The organism is Microbacterium pullorum, from assembly GCF_014836535.1.
Classification (GTDB): Bacteria; Actinomycetota; Actinomycetes; order Actinomycetales; family Microbacteriaceae; genus Microbacterium; species Microbacterium pullorum.
In genome coordinates this window covers 401,965-422,506 of the sequence record NZ_JACSQP010000002.1, presented here as the reverse complement: position 1 = coordinate 422,506, position 20,542 = coordinate 401,965, and the positions used below count along the sequence as shown (strand labels likewise).

General features: G+C 71.4%; 16 protein-coding genes and 1 tRNA gene. 14 read left to right on the top strand and 3 right to left on the bottom strand.

The window, feature by feature from the left end; translation table 11 throughout:
* Positions 1 to 11: 11 nt before the first annotated feature.
* The 6 genes from H9651_RS04675 to H9651_RS04650 all read left to right on the top strand — a co-directional run bounded on the left by H9651_RS04675 (position 12) and on the right by H9651_RS04650 (position 4,835).
* The gene (locus H9651_RS04675) at positions 12 to 1,340 is read left to right on the top strand and encodes a GNAT family N-acetyltransferase (RefSeq protein WP_191717916.1); all 1,329 of its coding nucleotides are present in this window, start codon (positions 12 to 14) and stop codon (positions 1,338 to 1,340) included.
* Positions 1,341 to 1,433: 93 nt separating this feature from the next.
* The gene (locus tag H9651_RS04670) at positions 1,434 to 1,724 is read left to right on the top strand and encodes a DUF427 domain-containing protein (RefSeq protein ID WP_191717915.1); all 291 of its coding nucleotides are present in this window, start codon (positions 1,434 to 1,436) and stop codon (positions 1,722 to 1,724) included.
* Between the two features lie 2 nt (positions 1,725 to 1,726).
* Positions 1,727 to 2,464 carry an ABC transporter ATP-binding protein gene (locus H9651_RS04665; protein ID WP_191717914.1) on the top strand — a complete coding sequence of 246 codons (738 nt, stop codon included), beginning with the start codon at positions 1,727 to 1,729 and terminating at the stop codon, positions 2,462 to 2,464.
* On the top strand, positions 2,461 to 3,150 hold the full coding sequence (locus tag H9651_RS04660) for an ABC transporter permease (RefSeq protein ID WP_191717913.1): 690 nt from the start codon (positions 2,461 to 2,463) through the stop codon (positions 3,148 to 3,150). Before H9651_RS04665 ends, H9651_RS04660 begins: the two co-directional genes overlap by 4 nt.
* On the top strand, positions 3,147 to 3,896 hold the full coding sequence (locus tag H9651_RS04655; protein ID WP_191717912.1) for an ABC transporter permease: 750 nt from the start codon (positions 3,147 to 3,149) through the stop codon (positions 3,894 to 3,896). The genes H9651_RS04660 and H9651_RS04655 overlap by 4 nt, the downstream gene beginning before the upstream one ends.
* Positions 3,897 to 3,917: 21 nt before the next feature.
* The gene (locus H9651_RS04650; protein ID WP_191717911.1) at positions 3,918 to 4,835 is read left to right on the top strand and encodes an ABC transporter substrate-binding protein; all 918 of its coding nucleotides are present in this window, start codon (positions 3,918 to 3,920) and stop codon (positions 4,833 to 4,835) included.
* Between the two features lie 80 nt (positions 4,836 to 4,915).
* Here the strand turns inward: H9651_RS04650 and H9651_RS04645 are convergent, their stop codons facing one another.
* The 3 genes from H9651_RS04645 to H9651_RS04635 all read right to left on the bottom strand — a co-directional run bounded on the left by H9651_RS04645 (position 4,916) and on the right by H9651_RS04635 (position 8,438).
* A complete protein-coding gene (locus H9651_RS04645) occupies positions 4,916 to 6,736 on the bottom strand; it encodes an ABC-F family ATP-binding cassette domain-containing protein (RefSeq protein ID WP_191717910.1) in 1,821 nt (606 codons plus the stop codon).
* 60 nt (positions 6,737 to 6,796) lie between these two features.
* Positions 6,797 to 7,747: a pseudouridine synthase gene (locus H9651_RS04640; RefSeq protein WP_191717909.1), complete on the bottom strand. Its 951-nt coding sequence runs from the start codon at positions 7,745 to 7,747 to the stop codon at positions 6,797 to 6,799.
* Positions 7,748 to 7,940: 193 nt separating this feature from the next.
* Positions 7,941 to 8,438: a MarR family winged helix-turn-helix transcriptional regulator gene (locus tag H9651_RS04635; RefSeq protein ID WP_191717908.1), complete on the bottom strand. Its 498-nt coding sequence runs from the start codon at positions 8,436 to 8,438 to the stop codon at positions 7,941 to 7,943.
* A 131-nt stretch (positions 8,439 to 8,569) separates the two neighbouring features.
* On the opposite strand from H9651_RS04635, the gene H9651_RS14980 reads away from it, so the two are divergent.
* The 8 genes from H9651_RS14980 (at position 8,570) to H9651_RS04595 (ending at position 20,540) form a co-directional block, all read left to right on the top strand.
* The gene (locus H9651_RS14980) at positions 8,570 to 12,169 is read left to right on the top strand and encodes a glycosyl hydrolase 53 family protein (RefSeq protein WP_318244758.1); all 3,600 of its coding nucleotides are present in this window, start codon (positions 8,570 to 8,572) and stop codon (positions 12,167 to 12,169) included.
* 48 nt (positions 12,170 to 12,217) lie between these two features.
* A tRNA-Gln gene (locus H9651_RS04625) sits at positions 12,218 to 12,289 on the top strand.
* A gap of 1 nt (position 12,290) precedes the next feature.
* Positions 12,291 to 13,736, top strand: coding sequence for a bifunctional UDP-N-acetylglucosamine diphosphorylase/glucosamine-1-phosphate N-acetyltransferase GlmU (glmU, locus tag H9651_RS04620; protein WP_191717907.1), 1,446 nt, complete (start codon positions 12,291 to 12,293; stop codon positions 13,734 to 13,736).
* On the top strand, positions 13,726 to 14,760 hold the full coding sequence (locus H9651_RS04615) for a ribose-phosphate diphosphokinase (protein WP_191717906.1): 1,035 nt from the start codon (positions 13,726 to 13,728) through the stop codon (positions 14,758 to 14,760). Before glmU ends, H9651_RS04615 begins: the two co-directional genes overlap by 11 nt.
* Positions 14,761 to 14,767: 7 nt before the next feature.
* Complete coding sequence (locus H9651_RS04610) at positions 14,768 to 17,506, top strand: HAD-IC family P-type ATPase (protein ID WP_191717905.1); 2,739 nt, start codon at positions 14,768 to 14,770, stop codon at positions 17,504 to 17,506.
* A 71-nt stretch (positions 17,507 to 17,577) separates the two neighbouring features.
* On the top strand, positions 17,578 to 18,030 hold the full coding sequence (locus H9651_RS04605; protein WP_191717904.1) for an FMN-binding protein: 453 nt from the start codon (positions 17,578 to 17,580) through the stop codon (positions 18,028 to 18,030).
* Positions 18,027 to 18,905, top strand: a complete 879-nt coding sequence (locus H9651_RS04600; protein ID WP_191717903.1) for an FAD:protein FMN transferase — start codon at positions 18,027 to 18,029, stop codon at positions 18,903 to 18,905. The genes H9651_RS04605 and H9651_RS04600 overlap by 4 nt, the downstream gene beginning before the upstream one ends.
* A gap of 93 nt (positions 18,906 to 18,998) precedes the next feature.
* Positions 18,999 to 20,540 carry an FAD-dependent oxidoreductase gene (locus H9651_RS04595; RefSeq protein ID WP_191717902.1) on the top strand — a complete coding sequence of 514 codons (1,542 nt, stop codon included), beginning with the start codon at positions 18,999 to 19,001 and terminating at the stop codon, positions 20,538 to 20,540.
* Positions 20,541 to 20,542 lie beyond the last annotated feature (2 nt).

The following is a 20,542-nucleotide window of genomic DNA, read 5'->3' as shown; positions in this document are numbered from 1 at the left end:
AGAATGGGTCGATGACCTCTTCCGTGACCAGCCCAGCGTGGCAGACCGCCCCCGTCGACGCCGCATCGCGGCAGGCGCTGACCACGCGGGGGCTGGAGTACCGCACGGTCTCCCACGGCGACCTCGCCGCGTATGCCGGCTGGCTGCAGGCCACCGCACGCGGGTTCCAAGACGGCGAACGCAACGACGACCACATCAGCGTCAACCGTGAACTCACCGCCTACCGCCGGCTGACGGGGGTCTTCGATCCCGCCGCGCCCGTCGCCGACACCCCGGTGGCGACCCTCGCGTCGTGGATCGCCGAAGTCAGCGCGCCGGGTGGCCGCGGCATCCCATCGTGTGCGATCACGTCGGTCACCGTCGCCCCCACACACCGCCGCCGTGGCATCGCCCGTGCCATGCTCGAGGGCGAGCTGCGCGCCGCCTCGGCGGTCGGGCTCCCCATGGCCATGCTCACCGTCAGCGAATCGACGCTGTACGGGCGCTACGGCTTCGCCCCCGCCGCCGCATCGGCCTCGTGGACCATCGAGGCCAAACGGGCGAGCTGGGTCGGACCGCGCCCCGACGGGCGTGTGGACTTCATCCCGCGCGCGCGGCTGCGCGAGCTCGCACCCGCCCTCCACGAACGCACCCGACGGGCGTGGCCCGGCGAGATCGAGGTGCCCGCGGGGCATTGGGACACCATCGCCGGCACGCGCCGCGACGCCAAGGACGCCGACAAGCTCCGCGCCGTGCAGTACACCGACACGCAAGGTGAGGTCGCGGGGCTCGCGGCCTACACCGTCGAGGGCAATGACGACGACTTCACCAAGGCCGCCGTCGCGGTGGTGTACCTGCTCACCGCGACCGACGACGCATACGCGGCGCTGTGGCGGTTTCTGCTCGAACTCGACCTCGTCGCCACCGTGAGGGCCTCCGAGCAGTCGGTCGACGAGCCGCTGCTGTGGATGATCGACGACCAGCGCGCGGCCAAGGTCACCCTCCGCGACCACCAGTACCTGCGCATCCTCGACGTTCCCGCCTCTCTCGAGGCGCGTTCCTACGGCGCTCCCGGACGCTTCGTGCTCGAGGTGACCGACTCGCTCGGCATCGCCGACGGCCGGTTCCTCCTCGATGCGGCGGTCGACGGCACCGCCACGGTGACCCGGGTCGCCGACGACGAGCGGCCGACCGATGCGGTGAAGGTCGCCCTGGACATCCGGGAACTGTCGGCGGCGTACCTCGGGGGCGTCTCGCTCGCGACCCTCGCACGAGCCGGCCGGGTGCAGACGACCGACGCCGACGCCGCGGCGCGCACGTTCGGCTGGCACGTCCCGCCGCGGCTGAGCATCTGGTACTGATCGGCGATAGTGCACCGTGATCACGCGCGCAACACGGTGCACGTGTCCGACGGGACGGTTAGCCTTTATCCCCACGCGACGGAAGGATCCGCGATGAGAGCACGACTGGGTGACACCGTGATCGCCGAGGCCGACGAGGGCGACCTCATCCGCATCGAGGGCAACTGGTATTTCCCGCCCGACAGCGTTGCGTGGCACCTCCTCACCGAGAGCCCGACGCCCTACACCTGCCCCTGGAAGGGGCGGTGCCAGTACTACACGGTCGATGGGCACGCCGACAACGCGTTCGCCTACCCCGACCCCCTGCCCAGCGCGATCGACCGAGTGGGGCGGGACTTCTCCGGCTACGTCGCGTTCTGGCAGGACGTGCAGGTCGGCGACTGACGGTGATCGAATTCCGCGGTGTCTCCAAATCGTTCCCCGACGGCACCCGCGCGGTCGAGGACTTCTCGCTGCAGATCCCGCCGCACGGCACGACCGTGTTCGTCGGCTCCTCGGGCTGCGGCAAGACGACGCTCCTGCGCATGATCAATCGCATGGTCGAGCCCAGTTCCGGCACCATCACGATCGACGGCGACGACATCTCCACGCGTCCCGCCGTGGCGCTGCGGCGCAGCATCGGGTACGTCATGCAGAACTCCGGACTGCTGCCGCACCTGACGGTGGCCGCCAACATCGCCACCGTGCCACGCCTGAACGGCGTCGCCCGGGGCCCCGCCCGCGAACGCGCCCTCGAACTCATGGCGACGGTGGGGTTGGATGCCGCGATGGCCGACCGCTACCCGAGCCAGCTCTCCGGCGGCCAGCAGCAGCGCGTCGGCGTCGCGCGGGCCCTCGCCGCCGACCCGAACATCCTGCTCATGGACGAGCCCTTCGGGGCGGTCGATCCGATCGTGCGCGCCGAACTGCAGGACGAACTCACCCGCCTGCAGCGCGAGATCGGCAAGACCATCGTGTTCGTCACCCACGACATCGACGAGGCGTTCTTCCTCGGCGACCAGGTGATCATCCTGCAGCGCGGCGCCCGCATCGCGCAGCAGGGCACCCCCGCAGAGATCCGCGACGACCCCGCGTCCGATTTCGTCGCGGCGTTCGTCGGCGCACGGGAGAGACGCGCGCCGTGAACTGGATACTGGCGAACATCGGGCTCATCGCCGAACTCTCGCTCGAGCACGTCCGACAGAGCGTCGTCCCGGTGCTGCTGGGGCTCGTGTGCGCGGTGCCGCTCGGGTGGGTCGCCTGGCGGTACCGGCTCGTGCGCGGGCCGCTGCTGACCATCAGCGGGCTGCTGTACACGATCCCCTCACTCGCGTTGCTGGCACTGCTCCCCGGCATCCTCGGGGTCAGCTTCCTCAGCGAGGTCAACCTGCTCGTCGCGCTGACCCTCTATGCCATCGCGCTGCTCACCCGCTCCGTCGCCGACGGGTTCGACGCGGTCGACCCCGATGCGCGGCTCGCGGCGATCGCGATGGGCTACGGTCCGGTGCGCCGGTTCTGGGGCGTCGACCTGCCGCTGGCGGGGCCGGTGATCCTCGCCGGGCTGCGCGTCGCCGCCGTCAGCACGGTGTCCCTCGCCACGGTGGGGGTGCTCATCGGCGTCACCAACCTCGGCTACCTGTTCACCAACGGGCTGCAGCGGCGCATCGTGCCCGAAGTGCTCGCCGGCATCGTCGCCGTCATGCTCATCGCCGTCGCGATGGATCTGCTGCTCGTGCTCGCCGGTCGCCTGCTGCTGCCGTGGAGCCGGGCCAGTGCCCACGGGGCGGAGCGCGTCAGCCGCAGCTCCCGCGGTGAGGAGGTGACGGTGTGAACCTCTTCCTCGAGGCCCTCGCGTGGATCTTCGCCCCCGAGCAGTGGTCGGGCGCGGCATCCATCGGCACCGCCGTGGGGGTGCACCTGGCGTACACCGCCGTCTCGGTCGTCATCGCCGCGCTCATCGCCGTGCCCCTCGGCTGGCTCATCGGCCACACCGGCCGGGGCCGCGAGATCGCGGTGGTCATCTCCGGTGCCGCGCGGGCGGTGCCCTCCTTCGGCCTCCTCATCCTGCTGGTGCTGCTGTTCGGCGTGCTGAACCGCCCCGAAGCCAGTGTCGTGACCTTCGTGCTGCTGGCGATCCCCTCGATCCTCGCCGGTGCCTACGCCGGGGTCGAGGCCGTCGACCGGGCGGTGCGCGACTCCGGCCGTGCCATGGGCATGACCGAATGGCAGGTGCTGTGGCGCATCGAGGTGCCGCTGGGCCTGCCGCTGCTGGTGGCGGGCCTGCGCTCGGCGACCCTGCAGGTCGTGGCGACCGTCACGATCGCGGCATACGTCGCGCTGGGCGGTCTCGGGCAGTACATCATCGCGGGCATTCCCCTCCGCCGCTACGACATGGTGCTCGGCGGCGCCCTGCTGATCATCGCGCTCGCGCTGCTGCTGGATCTGCTGTTCGCCGTGCTGCAGCGCGTCGCCGTCCCGCGGGGCCTGCGCGCGGGGCGCGCCGCCCGCGACACCCGCCGTACGACCTCCGCACCCACCGCACCCCCGACCACCGACCGCACCCCCGTCCCGTCCTGACGCACAGAGGAGACCATCACCATGCCCATCACACGCATCCCGCGCCGCCTTCTCGGCGGCGCCGCAGCCCTCGCCCTCGCGAGCGCCGTGCTCGCCGGCTGCGCCTCGTCCGATCCGCTGGCCACCGACACCGGCGATGCCGGCGCGGACACCGAGACGATCGTCATCGGTTCGCAGGCGTACTACTCGAACGAGATCATCGCCGAGATCTACGCGCAGGCGCTGGAGAACGCCGGCTACACAGTGGAGCGCTCGTTCAACATCGGCCAGCGCGACGCCTACATGCCCGAGATCGAGAGCGGCGCGATCACGGTGTTCCCGGAATACACCGGCAACCTGCTGCAGTATTTCGAGCCCGACACCCAGGCGCGCACCGCCGACGACGTGTATGCGGCGCTCGTCGAGGCGCTGCCGGAGGGCATCACGGTGCTGGAGCAGTCCACCGCCACCGACCAGGACTCCTACACCGTCACGGCGGCGTTCGCCGAGGAGAACGGCGTGACCACCATCGCCGACCTCGCGGGCCTCAGCGTGCCGCTCACCCTGGGCGGCCCGCCCGAACTCGCCGAGCGCCCCTACGGCCCCACCGGGCTCGCCGACGTGTACGGCGTCGACGTGGCCTTCGAGGCCACCGGTGACACGACCGTCGAGTCCCTCGTCGCCGGCGAGGTGAACATCGCGAACGTGTTCACCGCCGATCCGCGCATCCAGACCGAGGACCTCGTCGTGCTCGACGACCCGGAAGGACTGTTCCTGGCATCCAACGTCGTGCCGGTCGTGGGCGCCGACCTCGCCGACGAGCTCGCCGAGGTGCTCGACCCGATCAGCGCCGCACTGACACCGGAGGGCCTGGTCGCGCTGAACGTGCAGAGCACCGAAGACCAGATGTCCCCGGCGGACATCGCGTCGGCCTGGCTCGAGGAGAACGGCCTGCTCTGATCCGCTGATGCGCAGGACGATGCCGCCGGGGGAGTCGACCCGGCGACATCGTCATCGCCGGAGTGCGGCCGCGGGGCGGGTCAACCCAGCTCTTCGCCGAGCTCCAGCCAGCGCTCCTCAAGCGACGCGATCTCGGCGGCCTGCGCGTCGCGCCGACGGTACAGCTCGGCGACGTCGTCGTAGGCGGTGGACCCGGCGGAGTCGGCGATCTTCACGTCGATCTCGTCGAGAGCCTTCTGCAGTTTCTCGATCTTGCGATCCAGCGCCGACAGCTCCTTCTCGGCGACGCGGCGCTCGGCCCCGGAGAGGGTCGAGGTCGGTGCGGGAGTCGCGGAAGCAGGCGTGGCGGGACCGGCCGCGGCGGCGCGCTGCTGCGCGTGGCGCAGACGCAGGTACTCGTCGATGCCGCCGGGCAGGTGCCGCAGATGTCCGTCGAGGATGGCGTACTGCTGATCGGTGACCCGCTCGAGGAAGTAGCGGTCGTGCGAGACGACCAGCAGGGTGCCGGCCCACGAGTCCAGCAGATCCTCGATCGCCGCGAGCATGTCGGTGTCGAGGTCGTTGGTCGGCTCATCCAGGATCAGCACGTTCGGCTGTTCCAGCAGGATCAGCAGCAGCTGCAGTCGCCGCTTCTGCCCGCCCGAGAGGTCCTTCACGGGGGTCGACAGCTGCTCGCTCGAGAAGCCCATGCGTTCCAGCAGCTGTCCCGGCGTCAGATCCTGCGCCTTGGAGCCGGTGCCCAGGGTGTAGCTGGTGCGCAGGCCCGAGATGACCACGCGCACCGGGTCGTTCATGTGCGGGTCCAGCTCGTCCATCCGCTGGGTGAGGGTGGCGACCTTCACGGTCTTGCCGCGCTTCACGCGCCCCGCCGTGGGCTCGACGGTGTCGGCGATGAGCCCGAGCAGCGTGGACTTGCCGGCGCCGTTCACGCCCAGGATGCCGGTGCGCTCGCCGGGAGCGATGCGCCATTCGACGGTGCGCAGCACGTCGCGCGTGCCTCCGCCCGGGGCGGGGTAGGACACCGACACGTCGAGCAGGTCGACGACATCCTTGCCGAGGCGGGAGACCGCGAGCGACTGCAGCGTGACGGGGTCGCGGATCTCGGGCACGTCCGCGATGAGCTCGTTGGCGGCATCGATGCGGAACTTCGGCTTCGAGGTGCGGGCGGGGGCGCCGCGGCGCAGCCAGGCGAGCTCCTTGCGAGCGAGGTTCTGCCGTCGGGCTTCGATGACCGCCGACTGCCGGTCGCGCTCGACACGCTGCAGCACGTAGGCGGCGTACCCGCCCTCGAACGGCTCGACGAGGCGGTCGTGCACCTCCCACGTGCGGGTGCACACCTCATCGAGGAACCACCGGTCGTGGGTGACCACCAGCAGCGCGCCGGACGACGCCGACCAGCGGCGCTTCAGGTGCTCCGCCAGCCACGCGATGCCCTCGACGTCGAGGTGGTTGGTCGGCTCGTCGAGCATGAGCACGTCCCAGTCGCCGGTGAGCAGCCGCGCGATGGCGACCCGTCGGCGCTGGCCGCCGGAGAGGGTGCCGAGCGCGGCATCCCACGGCAGGTCTGCGGCGAGCCCCGCCACGACATCGCGTGTGCGGGCATCACGCGCCCACTCGTGCTCCGCCTGATCGCCGACGATCGCCTCGGCGACCGTGATGTCATCGGGGAGGGTGTCGGCCTGGTCGAGTACACCCACGGTGACACCGCCACGCACCGTCACGCGGCCGGAGTCGGGCGTGACGCGTCCGGCGAGCATCGCCATGAGGCTGGACTTGCCGTCGCCGTTGCGACCGACGATGCCGATGCGGTCCCCCTCGTCGACGCCGATCGAGACGCCGTCGAAGACGACACGGGTGGGGTATTCGAGATGCAGGGCCTCGGCCCCGAGAAGATGCGCCATATTCCCTCCAGCGTAGGTGGCGCGGCTGGGACCGTGCTCCGCTCGCCGGCCGCAGCCGGTTCAGCCGCGCGGCGGCGCGTCGGCGAGGCGGCGCCGGCTGGTGAACAGGCGCGGCCGTCCCGACAGTGGGTCGGTGAAGCGCAGGGCCTTCGCCAGCAGCTGCAGCGGGCGCTCGGGATCGTCCTCGGGGGTCTCCGGGAGCAGTTCGGGGTAGTACCGGTCACCGAGGATGCCGAGCCCCAGCTGCGCCAGGTGGACGCGCAGCTGGTGCATGCGGCCGGTGTGGGGTCGCAGGCGTGTGTGCACGACCTCGAGCCCGGCGTGGCCGCCGACGCTCGTGCCGGTGCTGATCAGCTCGATCAGCGTCTCGGCGTTCGGGGGGAGATCCGGCCGCGTCTGCACGCACAGGTTGTCGCGGAATCTCTGGATGTGACTGCGGTGGACCAGCGGAAACGTCGGCAGGCCGTCGGGGGGAGCGGCGGAGACGGCCTCGTACAACTTCTGCACTTCGCGCCGCTCGAACATCGACTGGTAGGCGCCGCGGGTGGCGGGCCGTGCGGAGAACATCAGCACGCCGGCGGTGGCACGGTCCAGGCGATGGATGGGCACCAGGTCGGGGTTGTCGAGTCGGCGGCGCAGACGCACCAGCGCGGTGTGGTTCAGGAACCGGCCGCCGGGCGTCGTCGGCAGGAAGTGGGGCTTGTCGATGACGACGAGGTCGTCGTCGAGATGCAGGATCTCCTCATCGAAGGGCACGGTGCGCTCGACGGCGGGCGGTTCCCGGTGGTACCAGATGAACTCGGTCGCCCCCAGCGGAGTGTTGCGCTGCACGGCGGCTCCACTCGCGTCGACGATGTCGCCGCGGTCGATGCGGTCATGCAGCACCTGCCGGTCGACGTGACCGAAGCGCTCGAGCACGTAGTCGGCGATGGTCTCCCACGGGCCGGTGAGGGGCACCCGCAGGCGGGTCGCGCCGACGCCGTCGCGGACGGGACGGGGGGAGACGGGCATGATCCCATCGTCCCAGAGGCTCGGGCGGCGGCCAGCCCGACGCCGAGCCCTGGAGGCTCAGCAGGCCCACACCCACTGACCGCGCCGACGGCGTCAGCGTCGGGCGGCGCGTCGGAATTCAGGCTGTGCGCGCCGGAACCGGTCGGCACGAGGTGCTCACGGTCGCTGAGCAGGAATTCCGACGGCGTGGGCGTCAGGTGTCGAAGCCGAGGCTGAGTTTGCGCAGCAGCGCGGCCAGGCGGTCGCGGTCCGATCGCGACAGCCCCGCCAGCAGGGTCGCCTCGGCATCCACCAGGCGCGTGATGGCCGCGTCCACGCGGATGCGGCCGTCGTCGGCGAGCGTGACGAGTACGCTGCGGCCGTCGGCGGGGTCGGCCTCGCGGTGCACGAGCCGGCGTGCCACGAGGCGGTCGATGCGGTTGGTCATCGTGCCGCTGGAGACGAGCGTCTGCTGCAGCAGATGCTTGGGGCTCAGCTGGAACGGTTCGCCGGCGCGGCGCAGCGCCGACAGCACGTCCCACTCCCAGGGCTCGAGGTCGCTGCGGCGGAAGGCGTCGCGGCGCGCGCGGTCGAGGTGGCGGGAGAGGCGATCGACGCGGGAGAGCACCTCCAGCGGGGAGAAGTCCAGATCCGGTCGCTGGGTCTTCCACGCGCCGACGATGCGGTCGACCTCGTCCGTCTGCTGAACCATCCGCCCATTATCCGCCCTCGCTGTCGATCACGGTTCGGTAACGACGCCGAGCGGACCCTTCCCGGCTTCGCGTGGAGCGCGCAAGACTGTGACCGGTCACAGAACACCCCTCAACGGAGATCGGAGCAGCCGTGCGCGCACGCCGGACCAACAGATGGATGCGGGGTGCGGCCACCGTCGCCGCGCTGGCGCTGGTGGCATCGGGTGCGACGCTGCCCGCCGCCGCCGACGACGGGCCGGTCGAGGCCGGGATCGTCGTGGCGAAGGTCGAGGGGATGCCCGCGGATTTCATCGCCGGCGCCGACGTGTCGTCGGCCATCGCGCTGGAGCAGTCCGGCGTGGTCTTCCGCGACGCGTCGGGTGCGCCGGCTGATCTGTTCACCGTGCTCGCCGACGCCGGCATCACCGACGTGCGGGTGCGCGTGTGGAACGATCCGTTCGACGCGGCCGGCAACGGGTACGGCGGCGGCAACACCGATGTCGCCCGTGCCGTGGAGATCGGGCAGCGTGCCACCGCGGCGGGCATGGGAGTGCTGGTCGATTTCCATTACTCCGACTTCTGGGCCGACCCGGCCAAGCAGCACGCCCCGAAGGCGTGGACCGGCTACACCGCCGAGCAGACCGCGGCAGCGGTGGAGGAGTTCACCGCGGCCGCCCTGGCGGACTTCACCGCCGCAGGGGTGGATGTGCAGATGGTGCAGATCGGCAACGAGACCAACGGCGCCGTGGCGGGGGTGACCGGCTGGGCCGGCATGGCGCAGGTCTTCTCCGCCGGTTCCGCAGCGGTGCGCGCGGCCGTCCCCGACGCGAAGGTGGTCGTGCACTTCACCAATCCCGAGACCGCGGGCCGGTACGCCGGCTACGCGCGGGAGCTGGCCGACCGCGGTGTCGACTACGACGTGTTCGCCTCGTCGTATTACCCGTTCTGGCACGGCTCGCCCGAGAACCTCACCGCCGTGCTGCGCGGCGTCGCCGAGACCCGGGGCAAGCAGGTCATGGTCGCCGAGACCTCGTGGGCACACACCCTCGACGACGCCGACGGCCACGGCAACGTCATCGACCTGCCGGCGGAGGCGACCGCCTACCCGGTGAGCGTGCAGGGGCAGGCTACGGCGCTGCGCGACGTCATCCAGGCCGTCGTCGACGTGGGCGAGGCCGGACTCGGCGTCTTCTACTGGGAGCCGGCTTGGCTGCCGGTGGGGCCGCCCGAGCAGCTCGATGCCAACCGGCAGCTGTGGGAGACCTTCGGCTCCGGGTGGGCCACCAGCGCGTCGGGAGAGTACGACCCCGACGATGCCGGCCAGTGGTACGGCGGCTCGGCGTGGGACAACCAGGCACTGTTCGCCGCTGACGGCACGCCGCTGGAGTCGCTGCAGACCTTCCGCTACGCCCGCACGGGTGCCGCCGCTCCGCGCGCGGTGACCGCGGTGGAGCAGCCCACCCTCACCCTCGCCGCCGGCCGTCCGGTCGTGCTCCCGCAGACCGTCGCGATCACCTACAACGACGGCTCCGTCGAGCAGGAGACGGTGACCTGGTCGGATGCCGCGGACTGGATCGCCGGCCCCGGTGTCTATCGCGTGAGCGGGGTCACCGCCTCGGGCCACGACACCGTCGCGAGCGTCACCGTGCAGGCGGTCAACCACCTGGTCAACCCGGGCTTCGAGGCCGCCGACGTGTCGATGTGGCAGACCACCGGCGCGCTGGCCCTGCGCAGCACCGACGATCCGCGCAGCGGGTCGCGCTCCGCCCACTTCTACGCCGCCGGTGCGTTCGGCTTCACGCTGTCGCAGACCGTCAGCGGGCTGCCGGCGGGCGAGTACACCGCCTCCGCAGCGCTGCAGGGCGACGGCGAGGGGGACGGCGGAGTCACACTGACCCTGTCGTCGTCGGCCGGCGCCGCCGCCGAGGCACCGTTCGCGCTCACCGGGTGGCGCGCGTGGTCGCAGCCGCGCACCGACGCCGTGTCGATCAGCGCGGGGGACACCCTCACGCTCACCGTGACCGCCGATCTTCCGGGCGGGGCGTGGGGCACGCTCGACGACCTCGACATCGTCTCGGCCGGTGCGGAGGGCGCCGACACGGCGGCCCTCGACGACATCGTCGCCCGCGCCGCCGCCGTCGACCGCGCCGCGGCCACCCCGGAGTCGCTCGTGGCGTTGGACGCCGCGCTCGAGATCGCGCAGGTGGTGCAGGCCGCCGCCGCCCCGACCGCCGCCCACGTCGCCGATGCCGTCGCCCTCGTCGAGCAGGCGCTCGCCGGCCTCGTGCTCGTCGGTGAAGAACCGGCGGCGTCGTTCGCCCCGGTGGAGATCACCGTGGTCGACGGCGACGACATCGCGCTGCCGGCCACGGTGCGCCGTACCGCCTGGAACGGCGTGGTCGACGACGTGCCGGTGACCTGGTCCACCGCGCTCGAGTGGATCTCCGGTCCGGGCGTCTACACCGTGCCCGGCACCACTGCCGCCGGCATCGTGTCCGCGCGCATCACCGTCACCGAGCGGGACTGGATCGTCGACGGTGGTTTCGAGGGCGATGGGTCGGCGTGGGCGCTGGATGGCTCGGGTGCCGCGGTCGCCGAGACGCCCGATGCCGCGAACGGTGCGCGAGCGGTGACCTTCTGGAACGACGCCGCCTACCGGTTCGCCCTCACCCAGCAGGTCGAGGGTCTCCCCGCCGGCACGTACGCGCTCTCGGCGACGGCGCAGGGTGACGGCGAGGCCGCCGGTGACACGCTCGACGTCACCGCGGCCACCGCCGCGACGACCCTCACCGCACCGCTCGCGCTCGACGGCTGGCAGGCGTTCGCCACCGGCACCACCGCACCGATCACCGTCGCCGAGGGCGACACCCTCACCGTCGGCGTCCGCGCCGCCCTGAGCGGTGGGGCGTGGGGAACCGTGGACGACCTGCGCCTGGTGCGCGCGGGGGAGCGTGCCGACACCTCGGCGCTGACGGCCGACCGCGACGCTGCCCGTGCGCTGGACGCCGCGACCTACACGACGGCGTCCTGGGATGCCGTGGGTGCGGCCCTGGCCGTCACCGATATCGTGCTGGCCGCCGAGTGGCCCACCGTCGCGGCCGTCGACGCGGCGCGCGCGCAGCTGGCCGAGGCGGTGTCGCTGCTGGTGCGCCGGGACGCCGATCCGTCGACGACCGCACCCGCGGTGGGCGTGCTGTCGCACGACAACGGCTGGAACACCGGTCTGCGCGACGGTGACTACACCGTGCGCATGAACCTGTGGTGGGGCGAGAACGGCTCCTCGTTCCGGCTGTATGAGGACGGCGTGCTCGTCGCCGTGCAACCCCTCAGCTACCGCGGCGTCGCCGCGCAGACCGCCGCGGTGCCCATCACCGGGCGGCGCGACGGCACGTACGTCTACACCGGCGAGATCGTCAACGCCTCGGGGGTCACGGCCACGCGCACGGTGACCGTCGAGGTCACCGATGCCGCCCCGGGCGTTCCCACCCTCCGCTCCGACAACCACGATCGCGACGGCCGGTTCACGGTCACCGCCGATCTCTGGTGGGGCACCAATGCGACCGCCTACCGGTTCTTCGCCGACGGGGCGCTCGTCGCGGAGGGAAGCCTCGACGCACGCACGCCGCAGGCGCAGCATGCCCGGCTGGAGGTGACCGGTGCGCCGCGGGGGACGCACCTGTACCGGGTGGAGTTCTCCAACGCCGCGGGCACGACATCGAGCAGCACGCTCGCGGTCGCGGTCACCCGCTGACCTCCCCTCTGGCAGACTTGAACCGGCTGCCCGTGCGCGGGCAGCCGGTCCGCCGTGGTGTAACGGCAGCACGACAGCCTTTGGAGCTGTTAGGCCCAGGTTCGAATCCTGGCGGCGGAGCATGACAGACAACGCGCTCGCCGTCATCGTGCTCGCCGCCGGCCAGGGCACCCGCATGAAGTCGAAGCTGCCGAAGGTGCTGCACCGCATCGGGGGGCGCCCGCTGATCGGGCACGTCCTCGACAGCGCCCGCGACCTCGGACCCGCCCAGGTGCTGGTCGTCGTGCGGCACGAGCGCGACCTCGTCGCCGACGCGGTCGCCGGCATCGGTCCCGACGTGCACATCGTCGACCAGGACGAGGTGCCCGGCACGGGGCGCGCCGTGCAGGTCGCGCTCGAGAGGCTCGACGGGTTCACCGGCGATGTGCTGGTGCTCTCGGCCGACGTGCCGCTGCTGGAGGCCGAGACGATGGCGCGTCTGGTGGAGCTGCACCGCACCGCCCACGCGGCCGCGACGCTGCTGACCGCCGTGCTCGACGACGCGACCGGCTACGGCCGGGTCATCCGCGACTCCACGGGTGCGGTCGCACGCATCGTCGAGCAGAAGGATGCCACGGCCCCCGAGGTCGAGGTCACCGAGATCAACGCCGGGGTGTACGTCTTCCGCGCCGACGCACTGCGCACCCAGCTGGCGCGGGTGGGCACCGACAACGCCCAGGGCGAGATGTACCTCACCGACGTCGTCGGCCTGCTGCGCGCCGACGGCGCACCGGTCGCCGCCCTCACCGCGCCCGACGCGGCGACGGCGCTCGGGGTCAACGACCGCGTGCAGCTGTCGGAGGCGGCGCGCCTGCTCAACGCCCGCGTCGTGCGCCGCTGGCAGCTCGAGGGCGCGACCATCCTCGACCCCGCCACCACCTGGATCGACGTGACCGCGTCGCTGGCGCCCGATGTCACCGTGCTCCCGGGCTCCCACATCCTGCGCACCACCACTGTGGCATCCGGCGCCGTCATCGGTCCCGACACGAGCCTGGTGGACTGCGAGGTGGGGGAGGATGCCACCGTCACCCGCTCCGACGCGACTCTCGCCGTCATCGGGGCGAAGGCGACGGTGGGCCCGTTCGCGTACCTGCGCCCCGGCACCTACCTCGGCGACGCCGGCAAGATCGGCACGTTCGTCGAGACGAAGAACTCCACCATCGGCGCCGGCAGCAAGGTGCCGCACCTGTCGTACATCGGCGACACCACGATCGGCACCGGAGTGAACCTCGGAGCGGGCGCGATCACCGCGAATTATGACGACATCGCCAAACATCGCACCGAGATCGGTGATGAAGTGCACACCGGGTCGCACAACGTCTTCGTCGCGCCGGTTAGGATTGGAAACGGCGCGAAAACAGGTGCAGGCGCCGTCATCCGCAAGGATGTCCCCGCCGGCGCACTGGCTTTGAGCGTCGCCCCCCAGCGCAACGTCGAGGGGTGGGTCGAGACGAACCGACCGGGAACCAAGGCAGCGGATCTCGCGGCCCGGGCTCGGTCCGCACAGGAAGCGGACGATGGCGCGTAAGAACAAGACGGTAGACCTCGACAGGAGCCGGGACATCGCCCCCGGCGTCGTCGCCAAGACGAAGAAGCGGCTCGTCGTCGCCTCCGGTCGGTCACACCTCGCTCTCGCACGAGAGGTCGTCGAGCACATCGGCACCGAACTCGTGCCGACCGAGTACCGCACGTTCGCATCGGGGGAGATCCTCACCCGGTTCGAGGTCTCCATCCGCGGCTGCGACGTCTTCCTCATCCAGTCGTTCGGCCCGCCGGTGAACGAGTGGCTCATGGAGCTGCTCATCATGCTGGATGCCGCCAAGCGTGCGTCCGCCAAGCGCATCACCGTGGTGGCGCCGTACTTCCCGTACTCACGCCAGGACAAGAAGGGCCGCGGCCGCGAGCCCATCTCGGCCCGCCTCGTCGCCGACCTGCTGAAGACCGCGGGCGCCGACCGCGTCATGAGCGTGGACCTCCACGCCGCGCAGATCCAGGGTTTCTTCGACGGACCTGTGGACCACCTCTTCGCCAAGCCGGTGCTGCTGGAGTACTTCCGCAACACGCTGTCGGAGGCCGATCGCGCCGCCCTCACCGTCGTCTCGCCCGACACCGGCCGCGTGCGCGTGGCCGACACCTGGTCGGACAGCCTGGGTGCACCGCTGGCGATCATCCACAAGCGCCGCGACCCGAACGTGGCCAACCAGGTCACCGTCAACGAGATCGTCGGTGACGTCTCGGGCCGGGTGTGCCTGCTCGTGGACGACATGATCGACACCGGCGGCACGATCGTGAAGGCCGCCGAGGCGCTGAAGAAGAACGGTGCGCAGCGCGTGATCGTCGCCGCCACCCACGCGATCTTCAGCGACCCGGCCAGCGAGCGCCTGCAGAGCGAGGCGATCGACGAGGTCGTGGTCACCGACACCGTCCCGGTTCCCGAGCACAAGAGGTTCCCGAGCCTCACGGTCCTCCCCATCGCGCCGCTGCTCGCACGCGGCATCCAGGAGGTCTTCGAAGACGGGTCGGTCACGAGCATGTTCGACGGCGCCGCATAGGAGCATCATGACCCCGCGCGACACGCAGGTCCCCGTCACGGTCACCCGGCCGTTCGCCCTGGATGTCGCGGAGGTCGAGCGTGAGCTGGGCTCGCAGCGCGGCGGGCTCAGTTCCGCCGAGGCGGCCGAGCGGCTCGCGGTCGTGGGGCGCAACGAACTGCCGGAGCCGCCGCGTCAGCCGGCGATCCTGCGGTTCCTCGCGCACTTCAACGACACGCTCATCTACATCCTGCTGGGCGCCGCGGTCATCAAGGCGATCATGGCCGACTGGCTGGATTTCTGGGTGATCATGGCGGTCGCGATCATCAACGCGGTGATCGGGTTCGTGCAGGAAGGCCGCGCCGAGAAGGCGCTGGCCGGCATCCGCAGCATGCTCTCCAGCGACGCCGGCGTGCGCCGCGACGGGGCGTGGGCCACGGTCCCGGCCGCCGAGCTCGTCCCCGGCGACGTCGTGCGGCTCATGCCCGGCGACAAGGTGCCCGCCGACCTGCGGCTGTTCCAGTCGATCCAGTTGCGCATCGACGAGGCGGCGCTCACCGGCGAATCGGTGCCGTCGTCGAAGGACGTCGAACCGGTACCGGCGGATGCCGGTGTCGGTGACCGCAGCTCGATGGCGTTCTCCGGCACGATCGTCGCAGCCGGTCAGGGCCGGGGCATCGTCACCGCCACCGGCGGGCGGACCGAGATCGGCACGATCCAGGCGCTGGTGGGCGAGGCGGGGTCGATCACGACGCCACTGACCAAGCAGCTCGACTCGTTCGGACGTGTGCTGACGATCGTGATCCTCGGCATGGCCGCGGTCATGCTGCTCATCGGTCGGTTCCTGCACGACATGCCCTTCGGTGACCTCATCTCGGCGACGATCGGCTTCGCCGTCGCCGCGATCCCCGAGGGTCTGCCGGCCCTCGTGACGATCACACTCGCCATCGGCGTGCAGCAGATGGCACGGCGCAACGCCATCACCCGCAAGCTCGCGTCGGTCGAGACCCTGGGGGCGGTCACCACCGTCTGCAGCGACAAGACGGGCACCCTCACCAAGAACGAGATGACGGTGCGCCGACTGGTCACCGCCCGCGGCTCCTACGTCACCACGGGCCTCGGCTACGACCCGGCGGGCCGCATCAGCCCGGCGATGCATCCCGATGCCGCCGCAACGGCCGAGCAGCGCCGCGACCTCGCACCGCTCCTGGCGGTCGCGACCCTCTGCAACGACGCGCACATCGTGCCGGATCCGTCCGTGGGGGAGGGCGACGGACCCGGCAGATGGACGCTCGTCGGCGAACCCACCGAGGGGGCTTTGAAGGTCATCGCGATGAAGGGCGGCGTCTCGTCCGAGGGTGCGCGCCGCGTGGGCGTCGTGCCGTTCGACTCGGCGAACAAGTTCATGGCCACCCTCAACGAGGCCCCCGACGGCTCCCGGGCCATCCTCGTCAAGGGCGCACCCGACCGTCTGCTGGAGCGCTCGCGCACGCAGCGCGGCGACGCGGGGCCGGTGGCCCTCGACATCCCGTTCTGGGAAGGCGCCATCGACGACCTCAGCGCGCAGGGTCTGCGCGTGCTCGCCGCCGCCCGCAAGCCCGCTCCCGCAGGCGCTGAGCTGCAGATCGACGACCTCAGCGACCTCGAGTTCCTGGGCCTGTGGGGCATCCTCGACCCGCCGCGCCCCGAGGCGATCGAAGCCATCGCCGACTGCCACACCGCCGGCATCCGCGTGAAGATGATCACCGGTGACCACGCCGGCACCGCCGTCGCGATCAGCCGCGAGATGGGCCTCGCCTCCGGCGACGACGTGCGGGTGCTCACCGGCACCGAGCTGGAGGCGATGAGCCAAGACCAGCTGTCGCGCGTCGTGCAGGACGTCGACGTGTATGCGCGCACCAGCCCCGAGCACAAGATCCGCATCGTGCGGGCGCTGCAGTCCCACGGCGAGGTGGTCGCGATGACCGGAGACGGCGTCAACGACGCACCGGCCCTCACCCGCGCCGACGTCGGTATCGCGATGGGCATCAAGGGCACCGAGGCCACGAAGGAGGCGGCGGAGATCGTGCTGGCGGACGACAACTTCGCCACCATCCGCGGCGCCATCCGCGAAGGCCGGCGCATCTACGACAATCTGCGCAAATCGGTCGTGTTCCTCCTCCCCACCAACGGCGCGCAGTCGCTCGTGATCCTGGTGGCGATCGTGTTCGGGCTGGCGCTGCCGCTGACGCCCGTGCAGGTGCTGTGGATCAACATGGTCACCGCCATCACGCTGTCTCTCGCGCTGGCCTACGAGCCCGCCGAGCGCGGCATCATGACCCGGCCGCCACGCAAACCCGGGGGGTCGCTCGTGAGCGCCGGCGAACTCGGGTTCGTCGCGGTGGTGTCGCTGCTCATCGGCGGTGCTGCGATCGGCCTCTTCTACAGCGTGGCCGCCACCGGCGTCGACATCGACTATGCGCGCACCGAAGCCGTCGCCATGCTCGCCCTCGGGCAGCTGGCGTACCTGTTCAACTGTCGATTCATGACGCGCTCGAGCCTCACGTTCGACGTCTTCCGCGGCAACCGCATCATCTGGTGGTCGGCGGCTGCCCTCATCGCGCTGCAGCTGGTGTACACGTACGTGCCGTTCATGAACGATCTGTTCGGTTCCCGTCCGCTCCAGCCGGGATCGTGGGTGCTCCCGCTGATCCTGTCGATCGGGATCTTCCTCGCCGTCGAGGCGCTCAAGGCCCTGCGCCGGCGCCCCGTGCATGCGGATGCATAGGGATTTCGGAGGGTTCTGCGTGCGTGGCTGACTAGCGTGAGAAGTCCACGCCGGTCACGAGGAGGACCCCCATGACACGCATCACCGACGCTCCCCGCTCCGTCCGCCGCACCGCCGCCCTCGCCGGCGTCGCCGGCATCGTGCTCCTCACCGGATGCGCGGCGGGGGAGACCGCCACGGCCGGATCCGCCACCGACGACGGCAGCGGATCCGCCGGTGGCGAGGCCACCTACGCCGACGGCACATACGAGGCGACCGGCTCGTACTCGACGCCGGAATCCGTCGAGCAGATCCAGGTGACCGTCGACCTCGCCGACGACGTCATCACCGCCGTGGAGGTCGTGGGCGACCCGACCCGTCCGGAGTCGGAGCGCTACCAAGGGCAGTTCATCGGCGGCATCTCGGATGTCGTCGTCGGCAAGGACATCGACGAGATCTCGGTGAGCCGTGTCGCGGGGTCGTCGCTCACCAGCGGCGGCTTCAACCAGGCGATCGAGCAGATCAAGGCCGACGCGGCGCAGTGACCGACCCGGCGCGCGCGGTCTGGCGGTTCGAGGCGATCGGCACCCGCTGGGAGATCGAGACGGCGGCACCTCTCGAGCCGGCCGCGCGCGCCGCGGCATCCGCCGTGATCGACCGTTTCGATCAGGAGTGGTCCCGCTTCCGCGACGACTCGGTCGTCGCCCGCCTGGCCCGTGACGGCGGCACCGTGCCCGCCCCGCCCGACGCTGCCGACATGCTGGCTGCGTATGCGGCGCTCACCGACGCCACCGGCGGTGCGGTGGACCCGCTCGTCGGCGACGCCCTCGCGCATCGCGGCTATGACGCGGCATACAGCCTCGTCGACCGCGGCGCCCTGCCCGCCGCCGGTGACTGGCGCTCCCGGCTCTCGTGGGATGAGGAGGCGCTGCGCCTGGCGGCGCCCGCGACCATCGACGTCGGCGCGCTCGGCAAAGGTCGCCTCGTCGACCTCGTGTGCGCGGCGCTCGAACCCTGGACGGGTGGCGACCTCATCGTCGATGCCGGCGGCGACATCGCCGTGCGGGGGCCGGTGCAGCGCATCGGTCTGGAGCATCCCTACGACCCGTCCCGCGCCATCGGGGTGTGGGAGGTGACCGACGCCGCCCTGTGCGCCTCGGCGGTCAACCACCGCGCCTGGGGCGAGGGCCTGCATCACGTGCTCGACGCCCGCACCGGCGAACCGGTGCGCACGATCGCGGCCACCTGGGCGGTGGCCCACACGGCGATGACGGCCGACGCGATCGCGACGGCGCTGTTCTTCGCCGGCGGCGAGCAGCTCGCGGCGCGGTGGCGGGTGGCGTGGGTGCGCATGAGCACCGACGGTACGGTCGACTGGTCACCGGGCTGCCCGGCGGACGTCTTCACCGGGTCGCGCTAGCGTGGATGCCATGACTGACCTGCCCGCCCACGTCGTCGCCGTCGCACGGGACGGCATGCGGCGCATCGCTGCCGAGCCCCTGCAGGCCGTCTGATGGGGTCGTTGACCTCCGTGTGGAGTCGCGTGTTCGCCGTGCTCGGGCGCGTGTCGATGTACCGCCTGGTGCTGTCCGCCCTCGGCGTGCTCGCCGTGCTCGCGATCGTGCTGTCGCTGTTCGGGCTGGTGGGTCCCACGCCGCTGGAACTGGTGGCGACGCTGGTCGTGCTGGCCGTGGCGTGCAGCGTGGTGGATGCCGCGGCGCAGCGACTGCTGAAGCTGCCGTGGCGCGTGGAGTCGTCGCTCATCACCGCGCACATTCTGCTGTTCGTGCTGGCCCCCTCGATCGAGCCGCTGCCGCTGCTGGGCATCGCGGTCGGCGGCGCGGTGGCGTCGCTGTCGAAGTACCTGCTGGCCTGGCGGGGCCGGCACATCTTCAACCCGGCCGCGGTCGGGGCGACGGTGGTCACGCTCGCCGGCATCGGCACGTCGGCCTGGTGGGTGGGCACCCCCGCGCTCGCGCTGCCGGTGCTGCTGCTGGGCGGGGTCGTGCTGATGCGCACCGAGAAGGTGCGCATCATCGCAGTGTTCCTCGTCATCGCCGTCGCCGTGGCGTTCGTGCGCACGTCGGCGCAGTACCAGCAGGCAGGGCTGCCGATCGTGGGCGGCGAGATGCTCTGGCAGATCGTCACGCAGTCGCCGTTCCTCTTCCTCGGCGCGTTCATGCTGTCCGAGCCCCTCACGCTGCCGCCGCGCCGCTGGCAGCAGCTCACCGTCGCAGCGGTGGTCGGTGTGCTGGCCGGCTGGCCCATCGACATCGGCGTCATGACCCTCGGCCAGGAGCGAGCCCTGCTGGTCGGCAACCTCGTGGCGTTCTTCTTCGCCTGGCGCGCCTCGGTGAGCCTGACGCTCACCGACCGCGCCGAGCTCACCCCCACGGTGCGGCAGCTGAGCTTCCGCACCAAGCGGCGGCTGTCGTTCGTGCCGGGACAGTTCCTCGAACTCGAGGTGCCGCACCACCACCCCGACGCCCGCGGCACGCGGCGCGAGTTCAGCATCGTGTCGGCTCCGGCCGAGCTGCCGCAGCTGCGCATCGCGTTCCGTGAGGGCACCGGGTCGCAGTCGAGCTACAAGAAGGCCCTCGCCGCGGTGCAGCCGGGCGACCCGCTCGCCGTCACCGGCGTCTGGGGTGACTTCGTCCTGCCCCGCCGGGAGACGAGCCCCGTACTGATGGTCGCCGCCGGCATCGGTGTGACGCCGTTCGTGTCGCAGCTCACACAGCTGCGGCTGACCGATCAGCACCGCGACATCGTGCTCGTCTACGTCGCCTCCGACGCTTCGGAGCTCGCGTTCCGCGACGAGCTCACCGCCGCAGGGGTGCCGGTCATCGTCTTCACGCGCGACCGGCCCGCCGACCTGCCGGCTCACTGGACGTGGGCGCGCGGGGTGCGTCTCGACGCCGACGGGCTGCTGCGGGTCATCCCCGACATCGCGGCACGCCACGCCTACATCTCGGGGCCGCCGCGGCTGATCGCCGAGCTGGCGCCTGCGCTGGAGAAGGCCCGCTCGATCACGACGGACGCGTTCTCGGGGTACTGAGC

Bases quoted from the DNA above. Each gene is read 5' to 3' on its own strand.
- H9651_RS04675 (WP_191717916.1), top strand. From the start codon at position 12: ATGACCTCTTCCGTGACCAGCCCAGCGTGGCAGACCGCCCCCGTCGAC.
- H9651_RS04670 (WP_191717915.1), top strand. From the start codon at position 1,434: ATGAGAGCACGACTGGGTGACACCGTGATCGCCGAGGCCGACGAGGGC.
- H9651_RS04650 (WP_191717911.1), top strand. From the start codon at position 3,918: ATGCCCATCACACGCATCCCGCGCCGCCTTCTCGGCGGCGCCGCAGCC.
- H9651_RS04645 (WP_191717910.1), bottom strand. From the start codon at position 6,736: ATGGCGCATCTTCTCGGGGCCGAGGCCCTGCATCTCGAATACCCCACC.
- H9651_RS04640 (WP_191717909.1), bottom strand. From the start codon at position 7,747: ATGCCCGTCTCCCCCCGTCCCGTCCGCGACGGCGTCGGCGCGACCCGC.
- H9651_RS04635 (WP_191717908.1), bottom strand. From the start codon at position 8,438: ATGGTTCAGCAGACGGACGAGGTCGACCGCATCGTCGGCGCGTGGAAG.
- glmU (WP_191717907.1), top strand. From the start codon at position 12,291: ATGACAGACAACGCGCTCGCCGTCATCGTGCTCGCCGCCGGCCAGGGC.
- H9651_RS04615 (WP_191717906.1), top strand. From the start codon at position 13,726: ATGGCGCGTAAGAACAAGACGGTAGACCTCGACAGGAGCCGGGACATC.
- H9651_RS04610 (WP_191717905.1), top strand. From the start codon at position 14,768: ATGACCCCGCGCGACACGCAGGTCCCCGTCACGGTCACCCGGCCGTTC.
- H9651_RS04605 (WP_191717904.1), top strand. From the start codon at position 17,578: ATGACACGCATCACCGACGCTCCCCGCTCCGTCCGCCGCACCGCCGCC.
- H9651_RS04595 (WP_191717902.1), top strand. From the start codon at position 18,999: ATGGGGTCGTTGACCTCCGTGTGGAGTCGCGTGTTCGCCGTGCTCGGG.